This window comes from Bacillus altitudinis (assembly GCF_001191605.1).
In the GTDB taxonomy this organism is placed as follows: domain Bacteria; phylum Bacillota; class Bacilli; order Bacillales; family Bacillaceae; genus Bacillus; species Bacillus altitudinis.
This window is the reverse complement of the sequence record NZ_CP009108.1, coordinates 3,193,662-3,205,666: the sequence shown is the minus strand read 5'-3', so window position 1 is coordinate 3,205,666 and position 12,005 is coordinate 3,193,662. Positions and strand designations below refer to the sequence as shown.

Here is a 12,005-nt window from a genome sequence, read left to right as displayed (position 1 = left end):
GTATCATAATTCGTTTACTTTTTGTAAAATTAAAGTAGAATTAGAATTGTTTGCATAGTCTCAAAGGGGTTTTTCACAAAGGGGAGGATGAAAGAAATGAAACGGAATCCACTTATACCATTCTTATTGATTGCCATTTTAGGTATTGGACTCACTTTTTTCTTATCAATGAAGGGGCTGAAAGATGAAGACAAAATTGCCTCTGGGGGCAAAGAGCAAAAGCAAGAAGAGACCGCAAATGCAACGCCGGAAGAATTGTATAAGCAGAACTGTATTAGCTGTCATGGGGAAAACTACGAAGGTGGCGCTGGTCCTGCATTAAAAGGTGTTGGCGACAAGCTTGAAGTAGCAGACATCAAGAAGAAAATTCAAGAAGGCGGAAATGGGATGCCAGGCGGGCTAATTCCGAATGAAAAGCTCGATGAAATGTCAGAATGGGTATCCAAAATTAAATAATAAAGCGCAAAAAGCTCTTTTTCATCAGAAGAGCTTTTTTCATTTGAAAACGACTTTTAAAAAGTCCATAATTTATATAAGATAGACAAGTATGAACATTAAAGAAAAGTAGTGATATGGATGAATGAAATGAATTTGTCAAAACGATTAAAAAGAGTCGCAGACTTTTTACCAAAAGAGGCGGTCTTTGCTGATATTGGCTCAGATCATGCCTATTTGCCATGTTATGCGATATTACATCATAAAGCATTGAAAGCCATTGCTGGTGAAATTACTGATGGACCACTTCAATCTGCGAAGCAGCAAGTACATAGGCTTGAATTAGATGAGCAGATTTCAGTCAGAAAAGGAAATGGCCTTGAAGTGATTGAAAAAGGCGAGGTAAATGCTGTCACGATTGCAGGGATGGGCGGAGCACTTATTGCAAGCATTCTAAATGAAGGTAAACACAAGCTCACAGGGCAGGAGAGGCTTATTCTTCAGCCTAATATTCATGCCCACCATATTCGTTTATGGCTCTATCAAGAGGGGTATGAATTGATGGATGAAGTGATTTTAGAAGAGGATGGCAAAATATACGAAATCATCATTGCCGAAACTGGCGACAAAGATAAAGCCTATGAAGGCATGTCGATTGAAAAAGGCATGCTCGTTGGTCCGTTTCTTGCCAAAGAGCAAAATGATGTCTTCCGGCGCAAATGGATGAATGAGCTTCAGCACATGGAGCATATAGAAGGCCAGATTCAAAAAGCAGCGCCGACGGAAGAGAACAAAGAACGTCTGAAAGAGCTGAATGCGAAAATAAAAATGCTAAAGGAGGTTTTGACTGTTGGCTAAAACAGTGAACGGGCATGAAATCATCCAATTATTTGAGCAATTCTCACCAAAGGCATATGCGGTGGAAGGTGATAAAATTGGGCTCCAGATTGGAACGCTGAATAAAAAAGTGACCAATGTCATGATCACCTTAGATGTATTAGAAAATGTGGTAGATGAGGCAATTGAGCGGAAGGTGGATCTCATTATTGCCCACCATCCGCCAATTTTCCGTCCATTAAAACATGTGGCGACAGATCAGCCGGCAGGACGGATCATTGAGAAATGCATCAAACATGATATTGCGGTGTATGTAGCACATACAAACCTGGATGTGGCTGATGGAGGAGTCAATGACTTGCTTGCAGAGGCTTTAGAGCTCGGGGAAACAAAAGTGCTAGTTCCAACATACGAAGATCCAATTAAGCAGCTAGCTTTGTATGTCCCAGTGGAATTTGAAGAGGCCATCAGGACGGCTTTAGGAAATGCGGGAGCTGGCCATATTGGCAACTACAGTCATTGCGCTTTTTCAAATGAAGGGACAGGCAGTTTTCTGCCATCAGAAGAAGCTGTGCCATTTATTGGTGAGACGGGTAAATTGGAATTTGTGAAAGAAGTACGAATTGAAACCATTTTCCCAGCGAGTATTGAAAAACAAGTGATTCGTGAAATGATCAAAGCACACCCTTATGAAGAAGTGGCTTACAGTGTACACACGACAGATCTTCCTCCTATTCAAAAAGGCCTTGGCCGTATTGGAGAATTAAAAGAACCTATGACACTTAAAGACTTCACTCAATTTGTGAAAACGAAGTTAGATGTGAATGGAGCGCGTTTTGTAGGAGATCAGGAAGCGGTCGTGAAAAAAGTAGCTGTGCTTGGAGGAGACGGAAATAAATATATCCATCAAGCGAAAAGAATGGGTGCAGATGTGTACGTGACTGGCGACCTTTATTTCCATGTCGCTCACGATGCCATGATGCTCGGACTGAATGTAGTGGACCCAGGTCATTACGCAGAAAAGATCATGAAAGAGGGCGTGAAGACAAAGCTAGAATCGCTATGTACAGATAAAAAATATGATGTGCAATTCTTTGTATCAGAATCAAACACAAATCCGTTTCAATTTGTGTAAATAAAAACGTCAGAGCATAGCAGCTCTGACGTTTTTTTATTTCTTTGTTTTCACGCGAGGTAATATCTTAGAAAGAGGAACCGTCCGTTCAATTTTCCATGTCGATTCATCATCAGGTTCATAGTTTTCTAAGAAACGAATGACTTCTTTTGTAATAGGTGTTGGTGTGGAAGCACCTGCAGTAACGGCAACTGTTTTTACACCTTGGAGCCATTCAAGCTTTAACTCACTGAGATCACCAATTCGGTAAGCCTGCGTTCCTGCAATCTCCATTGACACTTGCGCCAGACGATTTGAGTTATTGCTTTTTGGATCGCCGACCACAATGGTCAGATCGGCTTGGCCTGCTTGCTGTGACACAGCTTCCTGACGTACCTGTGTCGCAAGGCAGATTTCTTGATGGTACTCGACGTGAGGGTATTTTTCTTTAATGAGCTCCATCAGATCATGAACATCCCACTGAGACATTGTCGTCTGATTGGTGATGAGTAGTTTATCTGACGTTAAATCGAGCGCTTTAATATCAGCTTCTGTTTCGACAAGGTGCACTTTGTCAGGTGCAACACCGACGGCTCCTTCTGGCTCAGGGTGCCCCTTTTTCCCGATATAAATAATGTCATATCCATCAGCTGTTTTTTCTGAAATGAGTTCATGTGTTTTCGTGACATCTGGACACGTCGCATCAATGGCGACAAGGCCTTTTTCTTCTGCAATTTGACGGACTTCAGGAGATACGCCGTGAGCGGTGAAAATCACTGTGCCACTTTCAACCTGTTTTAAAATATCTAGACGGTTTGGTCCGTCCAGTGTGTAAATTCCATCTTCTTCGAAGGCATCTGTGACATGTTTGTTGTGCACAATCATACCTAATATATAAATTGGGCGTGGCAAGTTTTTATCAAGTGCGGCATTTTTAGCAATGACCATTGCATCTACAACGCCATAGCAATAGCCACGCGGCGAAATTTTAATTACATTCATTTATTCGTCCTCCTGTAGGGAAGTGCTGCTAGAGAAGAACAATATAAAAAGCCGTGAAAAACGGCTTTTGATCATTCTCTTCCTTCATTATAGCCAAAGTAAGCGCATATATCAAAGATTGTTATACATGGGAAACACTTCGCCTTTAAAAGATCACTAGACATATAGTTTCGGAATGGAACTGCCCGATCTTTTTTTCGGTTTTGCTTCAGGAGCAGATGATGTGTGTACAGTCCCTTTTTTGACAAGGATGTCCTCTGGTTCTTCTTCTTTTCCTTCTTCTATTTCATCATCAACCGGTTCGTGCGGAACGTCTGTTTCTGCAGTGATTTCTTTTGGTTCTTCGTCTGCATCATTCGTATTTGTTTCATCATCATCCGCACTGCCAAGCTGGCTATAGAGTTTAATCATGGCAGGCAAATTTCTGACTAAAGGACCGTATTGCTGAATCATAGGCGTGAATTGCTGCGCCATTCCGAGTACTTTTTGAACATTTCCTAACATGCTTGAAAGGTTCGCAGGGTTTGCGAAGCTCTGGATTCCTTGTAATCCCGCACCACCTCCAGCTCCAGAGATCCCTGCTCCTCCAGCTCCAGGAAGAAATTTTGCCAGCATGCCCTTAATTCCGGCGCCGCCGCCTAGTGCTCGGCTTTCGCCTCCAGGAATGCCACCCATCCCGCGTAGACCGCCGCGAGGCATCATTTGTTGAAATTGGTTGCCTTGCCCTTGAAAAGGCTGTTCGATCGGAGCCTGCTGTCTCCGTTGAAAAATCCCGGGCTGACCGCCATTTCCAAGGTGCCGGCGTGAGGGACGATGCGGCTGAAAATCGCCCATAGGCCTTTGCCCTAACATACTTGTACCTCCCTTACTGCATTCTCTTTCTCTTCATAGGTTATGCAGGGAAGTATCATTTGGTTTCCTGTGAGAAAAGCGGACATGGTTTTTTTGCTGAAAATCAGCTATAATGAGGAGATGAGCAAAAAGGCATTGCCTTAAGGAGTGAAAACATGAAAGAAACGAAATTTACGACATATGAATTAAAGTCTTTTATTATAGATGCTATTCATGAACTGGGCTTTTATGAGCCGACTGATATTCAAAAAAGAATCATCCCTGCTGTTTTAAAAGGTGAAAGCGTGATTGGACAGTCACAAACAGGGACAGGGAAAACCCATGCGTATTTATTGCCGCTTATTCATTCAATTGATCCAAGCAAAGAGCAAGTACAAGTGGTCATTACTGCACCAACACGAGAATTAGCGAATCAAATTTTTAAAGAAGCACAAACGATCTTAAAAAATACGTCTCCAGAAGAAGAAATCAAGGCAAAGCTTTACATTGGCGGAACGGACAAGCAGAAATCCATTCAAAAGCTAAAGAATCAGCCGCACTTAGTGGTCGGCACTCCTGGACGTATTGCTGATCTTATTCATGAGCAAGCGCTGAATGTGTACAAAGCAACATCTCTTGTCATTGATGAAGCAGACCTTATGCTAGATATGGGCTTTTTAGAAGATGTGGATCGTATTGGTTCACAAATGCCAGAACAGTTGCAAATGCTCGTGTTCTCAGCAACTATTCCAGAAAAATTAAAACCTTTCCTCAAAAAATATATGGATAATCCGAAATATGCACATGTTGAACCGAAACGCATTACGGCTGAAAACATTCAGCATATTTTAGTTCCATCTAAACAACGTGATAAATTAAAATTACTTCATGAAATGGTGACGAATGTACAGCCTTATTTAGGGATCATCTTTGCCAATACAAAATCAACTGTTGATGAAATTGCCTCATTCCTACAGGAAAAAGGAATGAAAATTGGGGTGCTTCATGGCGGTTTAACGCCTCGTGAACGTAAAAAAGTGATGAAACAAATTGAAGATTTGGAGTTCACCTATATTGTGGCATCTGATCTTGCTGCCCGCGGGATTGATATTAAGGGCGTCAGCCACGTGATTAACTATGAGCTCCCATCCGATCTTGATTTTTATGTTCACCGTGTGGGAAGAACGGCTCGCGCTGGTTCATCTGGCATTGCAATGACCATTTATGATCTCGCTGATGAGGATGCACTCGTTCAAATTGAAAAAATGGGTGTTGTGTTTGAAAACAAAACAATTGTTCATGGCGAATGGCGAGATGCAGATGATCGTTTGAAGCGTCAAAGACGTAAAAAAGCACCAAATGAAATTGAAGAAAAAGCAAAACGCCTTGTCAGAAAACCGAAAGCCGTCAAACCTGGATATAAAAAGAAAATGACACGTGAGATGGATAAGATCAAAAGACAAGAACGTAGAAAGTCAAAGCGTAACGGAAAGTAGGGGGACACATTGTTGAAGATTGGATCACATGTATCCATGAGCGGAAAACATATGCTTCTTGCAGCGAGTGAGGAAGCTGCCTCTTATGGTTCAAATACTTTTATGATTTATACAGGTGCACCGCAAAATACGCGCCGTAAAAAAATTGAAGATCTCAATATTGAAGCTGGACAAACGCATATGAAAGAGCATGGTATGACAGATATCGTCGTTCATGCACCGTATATTATCAATATTGGGAACACAGTGAATCCAGCGACATTTGAGCTTGGAGTGGACTTCCTTCGCTCTGAGATAGAGCGTACAGAAGCGCTAGGTGCAAGACAAATTGTTCTTCATCCAGGTGCGCATGTCGGAGCAGGTGCAGATGCTGGAATTCAAAAAATCATTGAAGGTCTCAATGAAGTCATTGTGAAGGGGCAGGAGGTTCAAATTGCGCTGGAAACAATGGCGGGAAAAGGATCAGAGTGCGGAAGAAGCTTTGAAGAGCTTGCCCAAATTATTGACGGTGTGACACATAACGAAGCACTTTCTGTTTGCTTTGATACGTGTCACACGCACGATGCAGGTTATCCCATTGTGAGTGATTTTGATGGAGTTTTAGAAGAATTTGATCGAATTGTCGGGATCGACCGAATCAAAGTTCTTCATATTAATGATAGTAAAAATGTACAAGGCGCAAGAAAAGACCGACATGAAAATATCGGTTTTGGAGAAATTGGTTTTGATGCCCTGAGCTATATCGTTCATCATCCACAGCTTCAAGATGTGCCGAAGATTCTAGAAACGCCTTATGTAGGTGAAGATAAAAAGAACAAGAAACCACCTTATAAATTCGAAATTGCGATGTTGAAAGAAAAGCAATTTGATGAAGGTTTACTAGATAAGATTACGGGTCAATAAAAAGTGCATGCAATGTGATGAGGTGCCGCTAAATGCGGCCCTTTTTTGCCTAATTTGTGAACTGATTAAACAGATCGTTGACGGTCTGTGCAGTTTGTTTAGACGTAATCGCTTCCACTTGCTTAAGCAACCGGTTGCGCTCTGCATCGTTAAAAATATTGACGTTTTTCCCATTCATGAGTTTGGCGACTTCAGCAGCCTGATTGGATGTTAAACTGACCCCATACTGTTTCGCATACCTTAACAAGTCATTTGCTGTGATCTGATTCAGACGCTGCAACACAATTTTTTGGATTAAAATCAATTCCATTCCTCCCCTCTGTATCAATGTATGGGCGAAAACGGAAAATGTGCAAAAAATTTTATTTTACTCTGTGAAATGATAAAATAGTAAAGTGAATAAAATGTTCATTGAAAACTAAACATGTGTAGAAGGGAGAACGTATGGCAAATAGTAAACAGCATAGAAAGGAATCAGTGCCTCATTTTATTTTGAGAATTTTTCTGATTCTAGTAGGAGCTGCATGTGCAGCAGTCAGCATTGAATTATTTTTAGTGCCAAACAATATTATTGATGGAGGCATCATCGGCATTTCGCTTATTTTGGATTATCTTTTTACGGATAACCCATTCATTAATTTCGCGACGATTGTTGTCATTTTAAATATTCCATTTATGATATCAGGATACAAACATATTGGGAAAACCTTCTTGATTTCCACTGTGATTGGGATTGTCAGCTTGGCCGTGATTGAATCTTCACTCCATCATGTAGAAGCATTTACGACGCAGCCGATTTTAGCTACTGTATTTGGAGGGCTATTACTCGGGTTTGGCGTTGGGCTTGTGATACGGAATGGAGGCTCAATGGACGGAACGGAAATCTTAGGAATTCTTCTGACGAAAAAAATTCCTTTCTCCGTCGGTGAGTTTGTCATGATCGTCAATGTGTTCATTTTTATTTGGGCGGGCTTTGTCTTCGGACCGGAGCAAGCTATGTATTCTGTCATGACATATTATTTGGCAATGAAAACAATTGATGCTGTCATTCAAGGACTAGATGAAACAAAAGCTGTCATTATCGTTTCGGATTATTATGATGAAATTTCAGATGCGATCCTTCATCGTCTCGGCAGGGGAACGACCAAGCTTAGAGGAAAAGGCGGTTATACCGATGAAGAAAAAGATGTCATTTACGCCGTCGTGACAAGACTTGAAATTACGAAGCTGAAATCTATTGTGTTTGAAATTGATGGTCAAGCTTTTATTACGATTATGGATACGCATGAAACAAAAGGCGGTAAATTCAAAACAGCCATTCATTAGCTTTTATTTTACTTTTTTATCTTTCTTTTATATAATGAAATGTATGTATGGACAAAGAAAATGGCTTTTGCCATTTTCTTTTTGTTGTATAAATCGTAATCATTCTTTTTATATTGGATTAAAGGTGGAAAGATTTATGGCAAAGCCAATTATTGAAATGAAGGACATTTCGTATTCATATGGACAGCGAAATGTCATCGATCACATTCATTTAACAGTAGAGGAAGGAAACTTTCTAGCACTTGTTGGACCGAATGGATCTGGTAAAACAACCTTATTAAAATGCCTGCTTGGCTTGATTAAACCACAGCAGGGAGAATTGAAGCTCTTTGGCACACCTGCTCAAAAATTTAAAGACTGGGATCAAATTGGATTTGTTTCTCAAAAGGCGAATAGCTTTAATACAGGTTTTCCTGCTTCTGTATACGAGGTCGTGGCAAGTGGTTTAACGGCGAAGATTGGTTTATTCAAACGCATGAGTAAGCAGGATAAGCTTCAAGTAGATGAGGCCATACGTTCAGTTGGCATACAAGACTTAAAACACCAAAACATTGGTGAGCTTTCAGGCGGTCAGCAGCAGCGTACATTTATTGCCCGTGCACTCGTCAGTCAGCCGAAGCTGCTTATTTTAGATGAGCCGACTGTGGGTGTAGACCAAAGAACAGTAGAGGGCTTTTATCAGCTGCTAGAAACATTGAACAAAGAAAAAGGAATGTCTTTAATTCTCGTTACACATGATGTAGGAACCGTTTCTGACAAAGTCACGCATGTGGCTTGTTTAAATCAGACACTTCATTTTCATGGAGATGCGGAAACGTTTGATTCGATGGATGATCAGGCGCTTTCTCAGTTTTACGGGCATGACATTCAAGTGATTCATCACGATCATCACCATCATGGGGGACATGAATAATGCTATTTCCATTTTTTCATTATGAATTTTTACAAAATGCGTTTATCGCAGGTATGCTGATCGGCTTTATTGCGCCCTTACTTGGTGTATTTATTGTCGTGAGAAGGCTCTCTCTCATCGCAGATGCGCTTAGTCACGTATCACTTGCTGGGATAGCGGCAAGTTTATTCCTTGATAAAAAGTTTGGACTTTTGACAGGGGTTAGCCCGCTTTACTTAGGAATGGCTTTTTCTGTGGCTGGCTCATTGTTTATTGAACGTCTGCGCTCTGTGTATAAACATTATCAGGAGCTGGCGATTCCCATTATTTTATCGGGTGGTATTGGGATCTCTGTTATTTTCATTTCACTTGCAAATGGTTTTAATACAGATTTGTTCAGCTATTTGTTTGGAAGTGTCAGTGCGGTTTCAAGGCTCGATCTTTGGATTATTGTTGGGATCTCACTTGTTGTTGTATTAGTGGTTGTGCTCTTGTATAAAGAATTGTTTTTGCTTTCTTTTGATGAAGAACATGCGAAGGCTTCTGGTATTTCAGCGAAGTGGATTCATTTTATTTTTATTTTAGTTGTTGCACTTGTCATCGCAGCATCGATGCGTATTGTCGGTACACTCCTAGTGTCGGCACTCATGACACTGCCTGTTGCGGCAAGTATTCGGATTGCCAAAGGGTTTAAACAGGCGATTTTCCTTTCCATCTTATTTGGGGAATTGTCTGTCATGGTCGGCTTGATTTTAAGTTATTATCTTGATTTAGCGCCGGGTGGAACCATTGTGATGCTGTCTATTTTGATTTTAATCGGGTGTATTAGTATTGGGAAATTCAGAAGGGGGAATCATCATGAACGTACAAGAAGCGCTTGATTTATTAAAGGAAAAAGGCTATAAATATACAAGCAAACGTGAAGATATGCTTCAATTGTTTTCTGATTCTGATAAATACTTGACCGCTAAAAATGTATTAACAGCATTAAGTGAAGATTACCCAGGGCTTAGTTTTGATACGATTTATCGAAACCTGTCTTTATATGAAGATCTTGGGATATTAGAGACAACGGAATTATCAGGGGAGAAACTGTTCCGTTTTAAATGTTCGTTTTCCCACCATCATCATCACTTTATTTGTTTGACGTGTGGTAAAACAAAGGAAATCGACGCTTGCCCTATGGACAAGCTTGATGCTGATCTAGAGGATTATCACATTAGCGGACATAAATTTGAAATTTACGGAACGTGTCCTTCTTGCGAACCAAAAGAAGTTCATTCATGAAAGAAGCCAGCCGATGGGCTGGCTTTTTGTTTTGTCATGTTGAAAACGTTTTACAAAGGATAGCTGTTTCATTAAAATGAGAACAACAGATCATCTATAGAAGCAGATTTGAGTCTTTAGAAATAGGGGGAGGGGTCAAAAGTGGCGTATTATATCGTATTCGATGTAGGCGGGACAAAAACAAAGTATGGGGTCATGGATCGAAATGGTGAGCTGATCACGAGCGGCGACTACGAAACAAACTGCCGGCAGCTTGAGCCGTTTTTAGAGGACATGGAGAACGTGGTGAAAGAGTATCAAAGGACTTGGGATATCAAAGGGATTGCGATGAGTCTTCCGGGGTTTGTTGACAGTCAAACGGGTTATACGGAATTTGCAGGAGCGATTATTGCTTTAAATGGCCAAAATGTCAAAACGCTTTTGGAAGAAAAAACATCACTTCGTGTAGAAGTAGAAAATGATGCGAACTGTGCAGCTCTGGCTGAAAAATTTAGTGGTCATGCGAAAGAGTGTGACAGCTTTATATGTATGACGCTTGGGACTGGTGTCGGCGGCGGTATTTTTGCTGGCGGAGAGCTTGTTCGCGGTGCCTCTTTTCGCGGCGGTGAATTTGGCATGATGCTGACAGAAACAGAAAACGGTCAGTTTACGACACTCAACAGCAGTGCTTCGACAGCTGGATTGATACGAAGCTACAAAGAGCAGCAGGGAATTCCACAAAGTCAGCAAATAGACGGTCAAGAGATCTTTGAAAAAGCCAAGCATGATCCGGCCATTGAGAAGATGATCGATCAGTGGTACAAACGAATCGCAATTGGCATTTACAATGTGGCAACAGTTCTCAATCCAGAGAAAATCCTCATTGGCGGGGGCGTGAGTGCAAGGCCCGATTTGATTCCAAACATTGAGAAACATTTACATACTTTGCATGCATGGAAAAACATACAGGTGACACTGGAAACGTGCTATTACTTCAATCAGGCAGGTATGATGGGTGCACTTTATCATTTTTTAATAAAAGAAGGACATCATCGTACAATCCAAAAGCCGATACATTAAACGTATCGGCTTCAGCGTGTAGACAAACCCTCGCATTCTTTGTCAGTCCTGCGTTCCGGTGCTCACGAATGTCAAATTCGCTCCGCTCCAGTACTCGTCCTTCCTAGGGCTGCAAAGGTTTTCTATCACGCTGAAAAGAAGACAAAGGGCTAAAATAAAGTTCATTTTAGCCCTTTGTCAACAATCTGAAGCCGATACATTAAAAACGTATCGGCTTTTGATCTGTTTTAGTAAGCAGTTTGCAGACGCTTTTCATATTGTTTGATCCATTGGGATGCTTCTTGCCAGTTATTAACGCGAATGATCCGTTCATCAATTGGCATTTGATTATACGGTGAGTTAAACAGAATCACTGGAATGTCAGCTTCTTTTGCAATCATTGTGGCATTGCCATGGTGATCTTCAAAAAACACATCGATCTTATGTTTTTGAACAGCTGCCACCTTATGATGTCCGCCAACAAGCTCGATATCGTCATAATGGACATGATTCTCCTCAAACCATTTGTAAGTGATGTCTGAGTGATGCTGCCTTCTGGCTGTGATATAAATCAATTGATGATGATGTTTCATTTGATTGAGGATTTCTTTTGCACCCTCGGCAGGCTTTGCCTGTTTATAAATAAGAGGCTCATACTCATTCATCCAGCCCCAAAATTCTTCATTTGAAATCTTTAAAAGCTTCGTCAAATCATATTCCGTCATATCATCTAGTGTGATGTCACATTGAAACGACTCATTTAAGTAGGGGACAAAGGTGTCCTGCGCCGTGACTGTGCCATCGATATCAATTCCTAAACGTAACATGCCCACACTCCTCATAT

14 protein-coding genes are annotated in these 12,005 nt (G+C 41.1%); 10 read left to right on the top strand and 4 right to left on the bottom strand.

Annotated elements, in window-relative coordinates; translation table 11 throughout:
- Nucleotides 1-96 precede the first annotated feature (96 nt).
- The 3 genes from cccA to ID12_RS16170 all read left to right on the top strand — a co-directional run bounded on the left by cccA (nucleotide 97) and on the right by ID12_RS16170 (nucleotide 2,407).
- Entirely contained in the window at nucleotides 97-456 is a 360-nt protein-coding gene (gene cccA / locus ID12_RS16180; protein WP_008342390.1) for a cytochrome c550, read from the top strand.
- Nucleotides 457-576: 120 nt separating this feature from the next.
- A complete protein-coding gene (locus ID12_RS16175) occupies nucleotides 577-1,293 on the top strand; it encodes a tRNA (adenine(22)-N(1))-methyltransferase (RefSeq protein WP_017367620.1) in 717 nt (238 codons plus the stop codon).
- Nucleotides 1,286-2,407, top strand: coding sequence for a Nif3-like dinuclear metal center hexameric protein (locus ID12_RS16170; RefSeq protein WP_048001530.1), 1,122 nt, complete (start codon nucleotides 1,286-1,288; stop codon nucleotides 2,405-2,407). Before ID12_RS16175 ends, ID12_RS16170 begins: the two co-directional genes overlap by 8 nt.
- 36 nt (nucleotides 2,408-2,443) lie before the next feature.
- On the opposite strand, the gene ID12_RS16165 is transcribed toward ID12_RS16170, so the two are convergent.
- The gene (locus tag ID12_RS16165; RefSeq protein ID WP_007501283.1) at nucleotides 2,444-3,388 is read right to left on the bottom strand and encodes a 4-hydroxy-3-methylbut-2-enyl diphosphate reductase; all 945 of its coding nucleotides are present in this window, start codon (nucleotides 3,386-3,388) and stop codon (nucleotides 2,444-2,446) included.
- A gap of 156 nt (nucleotides 3,389-3,544) precedes the next feature.
- Nucleotides 3,545-4,240: a VrrA/YqfQ family protein gene (gene vrrA, locus ID12_RS16160; protein WP_050827415.1), complete on the bottom strand. Its 696-nt coding sequence runs from the start codon at nucleotides 4,238-4,240 to the stop codon at nucleotides 3,545-3,547.
- 155 nt (nucleotides 4,241-4,395) lie between these two features.
- Here vrrA and ID12_RS16155 point away from each other — a divergent pair, with 155 nt between their 5' ends.
- A complete protein-coding gene (locus ID12_RS16155) occupies nucleotides 4,396-5,715 on the top strand; it encodes a DEAD/DEAH box helicase (RefSeq protein ID WP_048001533.1) in 1,320 nt (439 codons plus the stop codon).
- Between the two features lie 9 nt (nucleotides 5,716-5,724).
- Nucleotides 5,725-6,618 (top strand): deoxyribonuclease IV, encoded by an 894-nt coding sequence (locus tag ID12_RS16150; RefSeq protein ID WP_048001534.1) that lies wholly within the window; start codon nucleotides 5,725-5,727, stop codon nucleotides 6,616-6,618.
- A gap of 49 nt (nucleotides 6,619-6,667) precedes the next feature.
- Here ID12_RS16150 and ID12_RS16145 read toward each other — a convergent pair whose 3' ends face one another.
- The gene (locus ID12_RS16145; protein WP_008342377.1) at nucleotides 6,668-6,922 is read right to left on the bottom strand and encodes a DUF2624 domain-containing protein; all 255 of its coding nucleotides are present in this window, start codon (nucleotides 6,920-6,922) and stop codon (nucleotides 6,668-6,670) included.
- Nucleotides 6,923-7,062: 140 nt separating this feature from the next.
- Between ID12_RS16145 and ID12_RS16140 the strand changes: the two genes are divergently transcribed.
- From ID12_RS16140 to ID12_RS16120, 5 genes are all read left to right on the top strand, one after another.
- The gene (locus ID12_RS16140) at nucleotides 7,063-7,944 is read left to right on the top strand and encodes a YitT family protein (RefSeq protein WP_008342375.1); all 882 of its coding nucleotides are present in this window, start codon (nucleotides 7,063-7,065) and stop codon (nucleotides 7,942-7,944) included.
- 136 nt (nucleotides 7,945-8,080) lie between these two features.
- Entirely contained in the window at nucleotides 8,081-8,857 is a 777-nt protein-coding gene (locus tag ID12_RS16135; protein ID WP_008342368.1) for a metal ABC transporter ATP-binding protein, read from the top strand.
- Nucleotides 8,857-9,717 carry a metal ABC transporter permease gene (locus ID12_RS16130; RefSeq protein WP_007501274.1) on the top strand — a complete coding sequence of 287 codons (861 nt, stop codon included), beginning with the start codon at nucleotides 8,857-8,859 and terminating at the stop codon, nucleotides 9,715-9,717. The genes ID12_RS16135 and ID12_RS16130 overlap by 1 nt, the downstream gene beginning before the upstream one ends.
- Nucleotides 9,695-10,123 carry a zinc uptake transcriptional repressor Zur gene (locus ID12_RS16125; RefSeq protein WP_003217433.1) on the top strand — a complete coding sequence of 143 codons (429 nt, stop codon included), beginning with the start codon at nucleotides 9,695-9,697 and terminating at the stop codon, nucleotides 10,121-10,123. Before ID12_RS16130 ends, ID12_RS16125 begins: the two co-directional genes overlap by 23 nt.
- 141 nt (nucleotides 10,124-10,264) lie before the next feature.
- Nucleotides 10,265-11,182, top strand: coding sequence for an ROK family protein (locus ID12_RS16120; protein ID WP_050827413.1), 918 nt, complete (start codon nucleotides 10,265-10,267; stop codon nucleotides 11,180-11,182).
- A 227-nt stretch (nucleotides 11,183-11,409) separates the two neighbouring features.
- On the opposite strand, the gene ID12_RS16115 is transcribed toward ID12_RS16120, so the two are convergent.
- The gene (locus tag ID12_RS16115) at nucleotides 11,410-11,988 is read right to left on the bottom strand and encodes a 5' nucleotidase, NT5C type (RefSeq protein WP_025207634.1); all 579 of its coding nucleotides are present in this window, start codon (nucleotides 11,986-11,988) and stop codon (nucleotides 11,410-11,412) included.
- Between the last annotated feature and the right edge of the window lie 17 nt (nucleotides 11,989-12,005).

Coding starts and splice junctions, on each gene's coding strand:
- ID12_RS16175 (WP_017367620.1), top strand. CDS start 577: ATGAATGAAATGAATTTGTCAAAACGATTAAAAAGAGTCGCAGACTTT.
- ID12_RS16125 (WP_003217433.1), top strand. CDS start 9,695: ATGAACGTACAAGAAGCGCTTGATTTATTAAAGGAAAAAGGCTATAAA.
- ID12_RS16115 (WP_025207634.1), bottom strand. CDS start 11,988: ATGTTACGTTTAGGAATTGATATCGATGGCACAGTCACGGCGCAGGAC.
- ID12_RS16140 (WP_008342375.1), top strand. CDS start 7,063: ATGGCAAATAGTAAACAGCATAGAAAGGAATCAGTGCCTCATTTTATT.
- ID12_RS16135 (WP_008342368.1), top strand. CDS start 8,081: ATGGCAAAGCCAATTATTGAAATGAAGGACATTTCGTATTCATATGGA.
- ID12_RS16165 (WP_007501283.1), bottom strand. CDS start 3,388: ATGAATGTAATTAAAATTTCGCCGCGTGGCTATTGCTATGGCGTTGTA.
- vrrA (WP_050827415.1), bottom strand. CDS start 4,240: ATGTTAGGGCAAAGGCCTATGGGCGATTTTCAGCCGCATCGTCCCTCA.
- ID12_RS16130 (WP_007501274.1), top strand. CDS start 8,857: ATGCTATTTCCATTTTTTCATTATGAATTTTTACAAAATGCGTTTATC.
- cccA (WP_008342390.1), top strand. CDS start 97: ATGAAACGGAATCCACTTATACCATTCTTATTGATTGCCATTTTAGGT.
- ID12_RS16155 (WP_048001533.1), top strand. CDS start 4,396: ATGAAAGAAACGAAATTTACGACATATGAATTAAAGTCTTTTATTATA.